This window comes from Geminicoccus harenae, assembly GCF_019800005.1.
Taxonomy (GTDB): Bacteria; Pseudomonadota; Alphaproteobacteria; order Geminicoccales; family Geminicoccaceae; genus Geminicoccus; species Geminicoccus harenae.
Genome location: NZ_JABGCL010000017.1, coordinates 22087 through 34242 on the forward strand (window position 1 = coordinate 22087; position 12156 = coordinate 34242).

General features: G+C 67.3%; 10 protein-coding genes and 1 pseudogene. 4 read left to right on the forward strand and 7 right to left on the reverse strand.

Translation table 11 applies throughout. The annotated features are described in order from the left end of the window. Window positions 1-47 precede the first annotated feature (47 nt). From HLA95_RS16415 to HLA95_RS16430, 4 genes are all read right to left on the reverse strand, one after another. On the reverse strand, window positions 48-1700 hold the full coding sequence (locus tag HLA95_RS16415) for a GMC family oxidoreductase (RefSeq protein ID WP_191058520.1): 1653 nt from the start codon (window positions 1698-1700) through the stop codon (window positions 48-50). 73 nt (window positions 1701-1773) lie between these two features. Beyond that, on the reverse strand, window positions 1774-2727 hold the full coding sequence (locus HLA95_RS16420) for a substrate-binding domain-containing protein (protein WP_191058521.1): 954 nt from the start codon (window positions 2725-2727) through the stop codon (window positions 1774-1776). Window positions 2728-2859: 132 nt separating this feature from the next. After that, a complete protein-coding gene (rnk, locus tag HLA95_RS16425) occupies window positions 2860-3300 on the reverse strand; it encodes a nucleoside diphosphate kinase regulator (protein ID WP_191058522.1) in 441 nt (146 codons plus the stop codon). A 48-nt stretch (window positions 3301-3348) separates the two neighbouring features. Then, complete coding sequence (locus tag HLA95_RS16430) at window positions 3349-5163, reverse strand: ABC transporter ATP-binding protein (RefSeq protein WP_191058523.1); 1815 nt, start codon at window positions 5161-5163, stop codon at window positions 3349-3351. Window positions 5164-5530: 367 nt separating this feature from the next. Here HLA95_RS16430 and HLA95_RS16435 point away from each other — a divergent pair, with 367 nt between their 5' ends. Both HLA95_RS16435 and HLA95_RS16440 read left to right on the forward strand, forming a co-directional pair. Then, window positions 5531-5956: a response regulator gene (locus HLA95_RS16435; protein WP_191058524.1), complete on the forward strand. Its 426-nt coding sequence runs from the start codon at window positions 5531-5533 to the stop codon at window positions 5954-5956. Between the two features lie 10 nt (window positions 5957-5966). Then, window positions 5967-6320, forward strand: a complete 354-nt coding sequence (locus tag HLA95_RS16440) for a (2Fe-2S) ferredoxin domain-containing protein (protein ID WP_191058525.1) — start codon at window positions 5967-5969, stop codon at window positions 6318-6320. Here HLA95_RS16440 and HLA95_RS16445 read toward each other — a convergent pair. After that, window positions 6296-7015, reverse strand: a complete 720-nt coding sequence (locus tag HLA95_RS16445) for a DUF1194 domain-containing protein (RefSeq protein WP_191058526.1) — start codon at window positions 7013-7015, stop codon at window positions 6296-6298. The genes HLA95_RS16440 and HLA95_RS16445 overlap by 25 nt on opposite strands. Before the next feature lie 697 nt (window positions 7016-7712). On the opposite strand from HLA95_RS16445, the gene HLA95_RS16450 reads away from it, so the two are divergent. Beyond that, window positions 7713-9248, forward strand: a complete 1536-nt coding sequence (locus tag HLA95_RS16450; protein WP_222183872.1) for a hypothetical protein — start codon at window positions 7713-7715, stop codon at window positions 9246-9248. 118 nt (window positions 9249-9366) lie between these two features. Next, window positions 9367-10560: pseudogene (hemA, locus tag HLA95_RS16455) on the forward strand (5-aminolevulinate synthase); the annotation flags it as partial. Window positions 10561-10593: 33 nt separating this feature from the next. Here the strand turns inward: hemA and HLA95_RS16460 are convergent. Both HLA95_RS16460 and HLA95_RS16465 read right to left on the reverse strand, forming a co-directional pair. Continuing rightward, on the reverse strand, window positions 10594-11343 hold the full coding sequence (locus HLA95_RS16460; RefSeq protein WP_191061099.1) for a FadR/GntR family transcriptional regulator: 750 nt from the start codon (window positions 11341-11343) through the stop codon (window positions 10594-10596). Between the two features lie 10 nt (window positions 11344-11353). Then, a complete protein-coding gene (locus HLA95_RS16465) occupies window positions 11354-12112 on the reverse strand; it encodes an SDR family NAD(P)-dependent oxidoreductase (protein ID WP_191061100.1) in 759 nt (252 codons plus the stop codon). Between the last annotated feature and the right edge of the window lie 44 nt (window positions 12113-12156).

Here is a 12156-nt window from a genome sequence, read left to right on the forward strand (position 1 = left end):
GAGCCAGCAGCGCCGCCATCCGACATCGGATGGCGGCACGAGCGAGTTCAGGCGGCGACCGCCTCCTGCTGCACCGATTCCTGGCCCGCCTCGTCCGCCATGATCAGGGCGGCCGCCTTGTGCCCGAGGGTCAGGGCGATCGCGTTGGTGTTGGCGGACGGGATGAACGGAATCGAGGCGCAGTCGATGACGCGCAGCGCCTCGACGCCGCGCACCCGCAGCCGCGCGTCCAGCACCGCCATCGGGTCGTGGTCCGGGCCCATCCGGGCTGTGCCGACCGGATGGAAGTTGGTCTTGACCGTCTTACCAGCGAATGCCGTCAGTTCCTCGTCGCTCAGCTTGTCCGCACCCGGCAGGATCTCGCGGGCGATGTTGGACGCGAGCGGCTCGGTTGCCAGCAGGGTGCGGGCAAAGCGCATCGAGGCGAGCGTCAGGCGCAGGTCGTCGGGATGGCCGAAGAAGTTCGCATTCACCCTGGGCTGGTCGTGCGGGTCGGCCGAGCGCAGCCGGACCGTGCCGCGCGCCTTGGGCCGGAGCAGGCAGGAGGCGATGGTGATGCCGTCCCCGTCCTCCACGTCGGAGATGTCCCGGTCGACATGGACGATCGGGCCGCAATAGAGCTGGATGGTCGGCCGCTCGCCACCGTCGGGGTCGTAGAACAGGCAGGATTCGATCCCGGTCGTGGTCACCGGGCCGGTGCCGAACAGCAGGTATTGCAGGCCGTTGCGGACCATCCGCCAGCCATGGTCCTCGCCATGGTAGCCGCCCGGCTGCCGGCTGAGTGCTATCACCGGGACCTCGTGATGGTCCTGCAGGTTCTGGCCGACCCCCGGCAGGTCCGCCTGGACCGCAATGCCATGCTCGCGGAGATGGTCCGCCGGGCCCAGCCCGGACAGCATCAGGAGCTTGGCGGTGTTGTAGGTTCCGGCCGCGACCAGCACCTCGCGCGCGGCATGGGCCTGGTACCTTGAACCGCCTCGCAGATACTCGACGCCTACAGCCCGCGGGCCGTCGAACAGGACCCGGGTGACCGTGGCATCGGTGATCACCGTCAGCCGCTCGTCGCCCATCACCTGGGACAGGAAGGCGGTGACCGCGTCGCAGCGCTCCATCCTGCCGTTCGGCGCGATGCCCATGGTGTGCTGCATGACGCCCACGCCCGCCTGGGTGGCGCCGTTGAAGTCGCGGTTGTAGGGGATGCCGGCACCCTGGGCCGCCAGGATGTAGCGCCGGGTGGTGTCGCAGAGCTGGCCCGGATCGGAGACCAGCAGCCGGCCATGGATGCCGTGATACGCGTCGTTGAAGTTGGCGTTCTTCTCCAGCGCCTTGAAGTGCGGGAGCAGGTCCACATAGGACCAGCCCGAGCCCTTCCCCAGATACTCCTCCCAGCCGTCATAGTCCTCGCGCTGGCCGCGCATGTAGACCATGGCGTTGACCGAGCTGCCGCCGCCCAGCACCCGCGCCTGCGGCACGATTGGACCGCGGCCGCCCAGTTGCGGTTGGGGTGCCGTGTGGTGCATCTCGAGGAAGTCCTCGCGCCACAGATACTTCATGTAGCCAGCGGGCATGCGCATCAGCCGGGCATAGCTGGCCGGGCCGCGCTCGATCAGCAGCACCCTGGCGCCGTGCTCCTGGACCAGTCGGGTCGCCGCCACGCAGGCGGACGACCCGCCGCCTGCGATCACATAATCGTATTCCACCCGCTTTCCCTCGAGCTGCCCGCGTGGAGCGGATAGCGCAGGGAGTGGTCGGGTCAACCCGGCAGGTCTGGGGCTACCTGGTCTTGCAGCTGTCGATCGTCTCCCTGGTGCAGACGTCCAGCCCCACCGTGATCGGATCGTCCACCGGCTTGCCGTTCACCAGGTCGTTCAGCACGTACATGGCACGATAGCCCATCTCGTAAGGGCGCTGGCCGACCTGGCCGTGGCTCAGCCCCTCCTTCAGGAACTGCATCTGCACGTCCATGGTCTCGACGAACAGCAGGACGAGATCACCGAACTCGATCCGGTCCTGGTACTGGCTGGTGAGCTGCCGGTAGGCCTCGGGCAGCATCTGCGGCGCGCCCCCGGCGTTCAGCATCGCATCCAGGTCGGGATATTTGGCCAGGATGTCGGTCATCTGGACGATCGAGAGCGGGAAGTCGTCGTTGTTGTAGAGCGGGCAGCCGGCGACCTGCGTCCACTTGTCGGCCGGCAGGGTCTCGGTCATCCCCTGCATCCGCTCGTTCATGTTGACCGCTGCCGGACCGCCGCTCTGGATGCAGTAGGTACCGCCCTCGGGCTTGAGCGCCATCAGCCGCTTGGCCAGTTCCTTGCCGATCTCGGTGTTGACCGTGCCGATATAGGTCGAGCGCAGTGCCTGGTCCTGGTCGAGCAGGTCGCTGTCCCAGGTGACGAACGGGATGCCCGCATCCTTGGCCGCCTGCGCCGCCTTGGCGATCGCCGGCGCATTGGCGACCGACACGGCGATGCCGTCGACGCCGCGCGCGATCAGGTCCTGGACGACCTGGAACTGCTCGTCGCCGCCGCCATGCTCGCCCGGCCCGATGTAATAGCACTCGATCCCGCCGATCTCCTCGGCCGCCTTCTGGCAGCCGTCGCGCGCTTGGTCGAAGAACGGGTTGTTCATGTTCTTGGGCACGAGGGCGAAGGTCTTGTCGGCGGCATGTGCGCCGTTGGCCAGAACTGCACATGCCGACGCGGCAAGAAGAGTGGCGATCCGGTTCATGGATGGGCGTTCCCTGATCTTCGTGCTGGCCCAAGCTCGGCCGCCCATCGTCTTGTGGGCGGTCGAGCTTAGGCGCTTTCGATCTTTCAGGACAACCCGATCCACGGCACCGGTGCTGCCGGGCGGCTCGACTCAGCTTCGCCCGGGCTTGCCGACGTCCACGCCCTCCGCCTCGGGCTGCCAGGTCACGGCCTTGAGCGTCAGCGCGCGGCTGTGCCCGTCCGCACCGGCAAAGCTGATCGACTGGCCCACGCGCAGGCCCAGCAGGGCGCTGCCGACCGGGGTGACGATCGAGATCCGGCCCTGTTCGACGTCCTCTTCGCCCGGATAGACCAGGGTCACTTCCCGCTCCTCGCCGCTGCTCGACGCGAAGCGGCAGCGGGAATGCATGGTCACGAGATCCGCCGGTGCCGCTTCCGGCGCCACGATCTCGGCACGGTCCAGCTCCTCGGCCAGCGCTTCCACCAGTTCGCCCTGGCCCCGGCGCTCGAACGCCTCGACCACGCCGGTCAGGCGGAGGTGATCCAGCGTCGTGACCGTGATGCCGGGGGTGGCATTCTTGTCGGCAGTCATGTCGTCTTCTCCATCAATATGTCTGATCTGAGTGGGGTTGTTCGGTGTTCAAGCGGCGCCTTCTTCGATCAGTCCTTCCGCCTGCCGCTCGAACAGGCGGCGGTAGATCCCGTCCTTGCGCTGCATCAGCTCGTCGTGGCTGCCGTCCTCGACGATCCGGCCGCCCTCGAACACCAGAATCCGGTCCACGGCGCGCACGGTGGACAGGCGGTGGGCGATGATGATCGCGGTCCGGCCCTCCATCAGCCGTTCCATCGCATCCTGCACCAGCGCCTCCGATTCAGAATCGAGGCTCGAGGTCGCCTCGTCCAGGATCAGGATCGGCGCATCGGCGAAGAAGGCGCGGGCGAGCGCCACACGCTGGCGCTCGCCGCCGGACAGCTTGACGCCGCGCTCGCCCACCGTGGTGGCATAGCCCTTGGGCAGCCGCATGATGAACTCGTCGGCATTGGCCAGGGCCGCCGCCGCCCGCACCTCGTCGAGCCCGATCGGGACCCCGGCCTCCCAGCGGGCATAGGCGATGTTCTCGAACAGCGAGCGGTGGAACAGGATCGGCTCCTGCTGCACCACCGCGATCTGCGCGCGCAGCGATGCCTGGGTCAGCCGGTCGATCTCCTGGCCGTCGATCAGGATCCGGCCATCCGCCGGCTCATAGAGCCGCTGGATGAGCTTGACGAAGGTGGTCTTGCCCGAGCCCGAGCGCCCGACCAGGCCGACCCGCTCGCCGGCAGGGATCGTCACCGACAGGCCCCGGTACAGCGGCGCCAGGTGCCGGCCATAGTGGAAGTCGACATTCTCGAAGCGGATCTCGCCCCGCGTGATCCGCAAGGGTCGGGCATCCGGACGATCCTCGATCTCCATGGGCTGGTCGTGGATCGCCACCACCTCCTCCATCTCGTTCACCGCCCGCTGCAGCGCGTGGACGTGATAGCCCACGTCACGCAGGTAGCCCTGCACGACGAAGAACATGGTCAGCACATAAGCGACATCGCCCGGTGTCGCACGGCCGTGCCACCAGAACCAGAGCACCATGCCGATCACGAGCGCGCGCATCACCTGCAGCGCCAGGCCCTGCGCCGCCTCGCTGACCGTGCCGCGCAGCCAGAACCGCCGGGTACGCTGCCGCCACCGCCCGACCAGCGCTGCCAGCCTGGCATCCTCGCGCGCCTCGGCGCCGAAGGCCTTGACCACGGCATTGCTGCCGATCGCATCGGCAAGGGCACCACCCATTCGCGAATCCCAACTATTCGCCAGCCGGGCTGCCGGCGCCACCCAGCACAGCGACAGGACGGCGGTGAGCGCCAGGTAGCCTATCGCACTGCCGGCCACCACCAAGCCCATGGCCGGCCAGCGCCAGCCCAGCAGCACCGCCGAGCCCAGCAGCACCATCACCGAGGGCAGGAGTGCGATCAGCAGGGTGTCGTGCAGGGAATCGATGGCGTTCATGCCACGGCTGACCTTGCGGACGGTCGAGCCGGCGAAATGGTTGGCATGCCAGTCGCTCGACAGCCGCTGGATCCGGAAGAACGCATCCTGGCCGATGCCGCTCATCACGCCCAGGGTGAGCTTCACCACCACGAAGATGGCGCCGGTGCGCAATGCCAGCCCGGCCAGGCCCAGCAGCACGATCGCCACGAAAGGCAGGATCGCCTGTCGCAGGATGTCCGATGCCGGGAGACCGACATTGGCCGACACCGCGTCCACCAGTTGCCCTGCGAACAGCGGCACCAGGATCTCGGTCAGCGTCGCGGCGATCATGGCGAGCGCCACCAGCCAAGCCCGCCAGCCCTGCCGCCGCCAGTGGCCATATACGAACAGCAGAACCGCGCGAACCGGATTCGCGCGACCGAGCATAGCAGTCATGGGAGAGTTCCGAAGGAGCGAGCGGGCCACGCGGACATGACCCCTCACGTCCCAGGGGGATGGTCGCATCCGGATCATTCCCGCCCCGTCAGGAGCAGGATCCACCGGATTATCTCGTGGGAGGCGAATGCGCGCCGCAAATGGCGGCTGAATCGAACCTAGCGGCTCGACCCGTCGGGGACGAGCAATCGCATCACTATCATGCAGACCCTCCCAACGGCCGGGGTTGAAGTAATCAACCTACTGTAGAACCCGGGCCGGGGCTTGGCAAGCATTTTGGGGAACCCGCTCATCCTGCGAAGGTTCGCTATCATCGCCGGCAGCTGGGAATGGCACGGCAACGCGAGCTTGGAACGAGGATCGTCTGGTGGTTATCCTCATTGCCGAAGATGATGGGCTGACCGCCTTGGCCGTCGAGATGGCGCTGCGCAAGGAGGGCCACGACGTGCTGGGCCCGACCGGCGTGGCCGAGGAGGCGCTGCGGCTCGCCGAAGCCAGGACGCCTGACCTGGCGCTGGTCGACATCGAGCTGGCGGACGGCGGCGACGGCACGGAGATCGCGCGCCACCTGCACCGCCGCTACGAGATCCCGCTCCTGTTCACCAGTGCCTGCGCGGAGCGTGCCCGGGCCCATGTGGACGTGGCTATGGGCCTGCTCCGCAAGCCCTACGACCCGGAACTGGTGCCGCGCGTGATCGCCTTCCTGACCCGGCTGGCAGAGGGCGAACCGGTCGACGCCGCGCCCAGGCCGCTCGAGCTGTTCGATCCGCGCCGCAGCACCGCCTCCGCGTGAGATCGCCCCGATGAGCGGGCGCAAGCTGCGCAAGGTCGCGTCCCGGTGGGAGGGCGTGGCGCTGATCTGCCGCAAATGCTCCAGGTGCCTGAAGGGCGGCTTCGGCCCGGATGGCGACCAGCACCTGGCCAAGGCGCTGCGCCGGCATCTGGCCAGGGACGGCAGCCCTGCCAAGGGGCGCAAGGCGCACCTGGGCGTGGTCGAGATCGGCTGCCTCGACATCTGCCCCAGGTGGGGCGTGGTGATGATCCGCTCGAGCGCGCCAAGCGAGTGGCTGATCGTCCCGGCCGGCATGGACCTGGCCGAGGTCGAGGCACTGCTGACGGCCGAACCAGCCGCTCAGCGCGCCGCCGCGACCGACTGAGGCAGGCCAGCGATCTCCAGCAGCAGCTTGCGCCGCACCGCCTCGGCAAAGCTGGTGGTCTGGTCCACAGTCACGACGAAGGCGCCGAACCCGCCGATCACCTGGCTGGCGAAATAGCCTTCCAGATCGGCGCGTGCCGGGCGGCCGTCGCAGGTCCGGCACAGGACCGCCAGCCCGTTGATGGTGATGTCCTCCGCCAGCGCCGCCTCCCGGGCCAGCGGCAGCGGCAGCCCGCCATAATTGCCGCTGTCGGCCGAGACGTCGATCACCTTGCGGATGCCGTCATAGCTGTTCCCGGCCATGGCACGCCGGCCGAAGTCGATCGCATTGGAGATCGAGTTCCAGCCGAACGCGCCGCGCGGCGTGGTGCGCAGCGTGTCGGCAAAGCGCGCAGCACTGTCCGGTCCGTCGATCACTGCCCAATCGGCGATCACGACCTGCGAATTGGCACCGCCCCACTCGAAATACATGAGCGCCACCCGGCCGTGCGCCCCGGCAGTCATGGCGGACACCAGCTCCGGATCGGTCAGGGCAGCGGCATAGCCTTCGCGCTGCAGACGCATCTCGCCGTCATCGATCGAGCCCGACCCGTCCGCCGCCAGCACCAGTTCCAGGTCGACCGGCTCGGCCGCGGCAGTTGAAGCCCATGTCATTGCCAGGCCGATTAGAAACCATGCCGACGGATGCTTGGCCATGCTCGCCCTCCCTAGGTTTTCAGCCACTGATCTGGATTTTTGCCCGCCCGCGGGCAAGCCGCCGGGCATCCGCGACGGCCATCGGTTGCGGGTTCCGCTCATCCAGGTAGTAGATTCATATACTAGAACACGATTTTGGCGTGCTCCAGCGGGTTGCACAACCACCACCGCCTCGCGCCACAACACACGCAAGAAGTCAGCCCCGATTTACTGCGTATACTTGCAGCTTATATTGACCGCTCCGTCAATATTGTAGTCCATTCATCAGGATATGGTGATCCACCTGACGTCGGTCTTATCCTGGTGCAACAAATTTGATGTTGCCACGGTTGCACCGTATGCTAATCATTGGAGTAGTTCTACAATCGAACACGACGGATCGCGCTACGGTCGTCGATAAGCAGAACTCGTGACTCCGTTCGACTGATCGCTTCTGGACAGTCTACGGATTAACTCGACCATCTTCCAAAATTTACCAGAAAGTACTTCATCCCTGTCCATAGGGAGGGCTGGTGTCGTGCGGAAATCAAATACACGTTCTGTCGTCGGACATAATCTTTGCCGCCTGTTGCTGGCAGCCGCCAGCCTGTGCTGCCTGTCCCTGGCCAGCCAGGCACAGGAGGTCCCGGCCTCGGCCATTCCAAATCGGGCGCCAAAATATTTTCCCCCGACCTATCGTGCGGCGCTGGGCGCCCCGTTGCCGGCGATCATCGGCAACGAGACGCTGCCGGTCACGGTGCCGGCCAAGGGCACCGAGTCGAATTCAGACGGCACGCTCGGCTTCATCAGCCGCACCGGTGCCGCGAGAACGGCCGGTGCTGGCGAGCACCCGTTCTTCAAGTCGCTGGGCAGCAACGGCCGGAGCTGCGGCACGTGTCACCAGCCGTCACAGGCGATGAGCGTCAGCGTCTCGGACATCCGTGCGCGGTTCAACCGGTTCGGCGTGAGGGACCCGATCTTCGCGCCGGTGGATGGTGCCAACTGCCCAACCTTGGTTCCGGCTTCCGAAACCAGGGCGTCGCGGTTCTACGGTGGCCGTCGCGGACGCGGCAGCGACTCGCGCAAGGCCCGTTCGCTGCTTCTGAACGACGGGCTGTTCCGGATCTTCATGCCGGCCACCACGAGCCGCGACTTCAAGATCGAGGTCGTCAAGGATCCGTACGGCTGCAACACGCCCGGCAACCCGCATGCCAGCACCTCGGACGGCAATGACGGCGCCAATGGGTCCGGCGGGACGATCCCGATCTACTCGATGTACCGTCGTCCGCTGATAGGCATGGCGCTCGACTTCAAGACCGAGTTCCTGGCTCTCGGCCCGCCTGGCGGCCTGAGCGGCAACATCATGTGGGATGGGCGCGAGCCGACCCTGTTCTCCCAGGCGCTGAGCGCCACGCTCGGCCATGCGCAGCGTGACAACCGGCCCACCTCCCAGGGAGGTCAGGGAACCCTCACCGTCGACTCCGACGAAATCAAGAAGATCGTCGAGTATGAAGTCGGCTTCTTTGCCGCGCAGATTCGCGACAAGAAGGCCGGACCGCTCGACAAGGGCGGTGCAACGGGCGGCCCGCAGCACCTGAAGACCAGCGTGGAGCAAGAAGGAGTCATCTTCCTCGACCTGAGCCAGAATCCGCCAGTCGCCAAGCTGCCATTCGACGAGTTCGACGGCTGGGCATCGTCAAAGTCCAAGCACCAGCAGTCGATTGCGCGGGGACAGGCACTGTTCAACGGTACTGCTCCCAATGACCGGGGCAAGTTCACCCTCGGAGAAGTCGCCGGCTTCAACGACGCCTTCCCTGGCGCACCAACGGATCCGGTGCCGGGCTCCACTTGCGCCACCTGCCACAATGGCGTCGCCGGCGGCTCGGACATCATCCAGGCGAGCCAGCGCAACATCGGTACGGCCGGAGACTTCGCCAGCCGGCGGGGCAACCCGCTGCGGAGTGACCTGCCGGTCTTCAAGATCACCTGCACCGGCGAGAAGCCGCCCTTCTTCCCGGACAACAAGACCGTGCTGGTCAATGACCCCGGCATGGGCCTGGTCACCGGCAGGTGCGCGGACATCGGCAAGTTCTCGGTGCCGACCCTGCGCGGCCTCGCCTCCCACGCGCCGTACTTCCATGACGGCTCAGCCAACACGATCGCCGACACGGTCAACTTCTACAACAAGCGGTTCAGCATGGGCCTGACCAAGCAGGAGAAGACCGACCTGACCAACTTCCTGGCAGCTCTCTGAGCTTCCCGGACCGGTCAGGCGACTGACGAGGGCCCCGGTCGGACCGACAGCCGGCCGGGGCCCTGCTGCCTTCACAAGGCAGGTATCGCCCAGGCACCCCTGCTTCCCGAGGACGATCATGGATTACGACGCATGGTTCCGTGCGGCCGTTCAGCGCGTGCGCGCCGAGGGCCGCTACCGGGTGTTCGCCAACCTGGCCCGCGAGGTCGGCGCCTATCCCCGCGCCCGGATGCGGACCGCCGCAGGTCCGCGCGACGTGGTGATCTGGTGCTCCAACGACTATCTGGGCATGGGCCATCATCCGGCCGTGCTGGACGCGGGATGTGCCGCGCTGCGTGCCCATGGCGCCGGTGCCGGCGGCACGCGCAACATCTCGGGCACCACCCATCTCCATGTCCGGCTGGAGCGCGCTCTGGCCGAGCTGCACGGCAAGCCCGCCGCCTTGCTGATGACCTCCGGCTATGTCGCCAACGAGACCGCAATCAGCACCATCGCCCAGCTCCTGCCGGACTGCCTGATCCTCTCCGATGCCGACAACCATGCCTCGATGATCGCCGGCATCCGGGCGTCGGGCTGCGAGAAGCAGATCTTCCGGCACAACGACCCCGCCCATCTGGAGCGGCTCCTGGCGGCACAGCCGGCGGGCCGCGCCAAGCTCGTCGCCTTCGAGGGCGTCTATTCCATGGACGGCGATTTCGGGAAGATCGCGGAGATCTGCGCCATCGCCAGGCGGCACGGCGCCCTCACCTACCTGGATGAAGTCCATGCGGTGGGCATGTATGGCGCGCAGGGTGGCGGCATCGCGGAGCGGGACGGGCTCGCGGACCAGGTCGACGTGATCCAGGGCACGCTCGGCAAGGCGCTGGGTACTGCCGGCGGCTATGTCGCGGGGCCGGCCGCCCTGATCGACGCGCTGCGCAGCCACGCCCCGGGCTTCATCTTCACCACCTCGCTGCCGCCGGCGACCGTGGCGGCAGCCCTGGCGGCGCTGGAGATCCTGCGTGGCCCGGAGGGCCAGGCGCTGCGCGCCCGCCACCAGGAGCGGGCCGCCACCCTGAAGTCACGGCTGCAAGACGCCGGCCTGCCGGTCATGCCGTCGCCATCGCACATCGTGCCGCTGCTGGTCGGCGACCCGGTCCGGTGCCGGCTCCTGTCCGACCTCCTGCTGGAATGCCACGGCATCTATGTGCAGCCGATCAACTACCCGACCGTGCCCCGCGGCACCGAACGGCTCCGGCTGACCCCGAGCCCGCTGCACGACGACCGGCTGATGGACCGATTGGTCGCGGCACTGACGGAAGTCTGGAAGCAGCTCGACCTGCCGGAGCGAAGATCCGCTTGGCCGTCAGGCGGCGAGCCTGCCCATCGCCTCGATCGACCGGTCGAGGGCGGCCTGGGAGTCGTTGATGATGCTCAGCATCGCCTGTCCCGCCCCTGCCGCGTCACGCGCGGCGATGCGCTCATAGACCCTGGCATGGAGGGCAAAGCCCTGCTCGGCCGGGATCAGCGAGCGGCTCTGCAGGCCGAAGCTCACCGCCAGCACTGCGTCGACGATCGAGCCTAGCCGGTCGATGAAGGGATTGCCGGTGGCGGCGAACAGGGCGCGGTGGAACGCCCGGTCGGCGGCATAGTAGCAGCCGACATCGGTGGTCCGCATGTCATCGAGCGCGGCGGCCAATGCGGTGAGCTGCGCCTTGTCGTGGCGCGCTGCGGCCATGCGCGCCGCACCCGGCTCGATCAGCCGGCGCAGCTCGATCATCAGCCGGGTGATCTCCGGGTCCGGATCGCCCGCCACGAGCCAGGCGAGCACGTCCGGATCGAGCAGGTTCCAGTCCGACTTCGGCCGGACCAGCGTGCCGCGCTTCTGGCGGGTTTCCACCAGGCCCTTGGCCGCGAGCACCTTGATCGCCTCGCGGATCGTGGTGCGCGAGGCCTGCAGCTCGGCCATCAGCTCCGCCTCCTTGGGCAGCATCTCGCCCTCGGCCAGCTCGCCGCCCACGATACGGTTGCCGATATGCTCGACGACGCGGCCATGGACCCCGCGCGCGCCATAGGTACGGGACTGGTCGATCAGATTCGCAGGGTCGGGTTCCATGGGTCCTTCATCAGTGCATCCACCACCCGCCATCCACCGAGAGGTTGTGGCCGGTCACGAACCGGGCCCGATCGGAGATCAGGAACATCAGCGCGTGGGCGATGTCGTCCGCGCTGCCGCGGTACTTCAGCGCCTGGTGGTCGATCAGAAACTTCACATAGCTATCGATCTGGTCCGCCCACACCTCCTGTTCCAGAGGCGTAGGGATGGCACCGGGGCTGATGCAGTTCACCCGGATGCCGAACTTGCCGAGCTCGCGCGCCATGGAACGGGTCAGGCCCAGCAGCGTGCCCTTGGAGCCGACATAGGCGGTGAAGTCCTCCCAGCCGCCATTGAGCGTCACCGTGGTGATGTTCACGATCTGCCCGAAGCCCTTGCGCTTCATCGACGGCACGGTCGCCTGGGCGATCGCCACGCAGGCGGTGGCATTGATGTCCTGCACCCGCTGCCACTCGGCCAGATCATAGGCGTCGATCGCCTTGAGCGGGTTGATCGCGGCGTTGTTCACCACGATGTCGATCCCGCCATATTGCGCGTCCAGGGCCGCGGCCCGCTCCTTGGTCGCCTGCGGGTCAGCCAGGTCGCAGGCGACCCAGGCCAGCTCGCCCGCACCCTCGGACAGGGATGAGCGCAGCTCGTCCACCGCCGCCTCGCCCTTCACGTCGAGCATCAGCACGCGCGCACCGGCTTCGGCCAGCATGCGCGACTGGGCGACGCCCAGACCACCGGTGGCACCGGTCACAAGGGCAGTACGGCCTGCATGTTCCATGCCTGCGGATCCTCTGCGAGTGGTGCGGAGATGGCCGCAGGGTA

Coding starts and splice junctions, on each gene's coding strand:
- HLA95_RS16420 (WP_191058521.1), bottom strand. CDS start 2,727: ATGAACCGGATCGCCACTCTTCTTGCCGCGTCGGCATGTGCAGTTCTG.
- rnk (WP_191058522.1), bottom strand. CDS start 3,300: ATGACTGCCGACAAGAATGCCACCCCCGGCATCACGGTCACGACGCTG.
- HLA95_RS16430 (WP_191058523.1), bottom strand. CDS start 5,163: ATGACTGCTATGCTCGGTCGCGCGAATCCGGTTCGCGCGGTTCTGCTG.
- HLA95_RS16440 (WP_191058525.1), top strand. CDS start 5,967: ATGAGCGGGCGCAAGCTGCGCAAGGTCGCGTCCCGGTGGGAGGGCGTG.
- HLA95_RS16445 (WP_191058526.1), bottom strand. CDS start 7,015: ATGGCCAAGCATCCGTCGGCATGGTTTCTAATCGGCCTGGCAATGACA.
- HLA95_RS16460 (WP_191061099.1), bottom strand. CDS start 11,343: ATGGAACCCGACCCTGCGAATCTGATCGACCAGTCCCGTACCTATGGC.
- HLA95_RS16465 (WP_191061100.1), bottom strand. CDS start 12,112: ATGGAACATGCAGGCCGTACTGCCCTTGTGACCGGTGCCACCGGTGGT.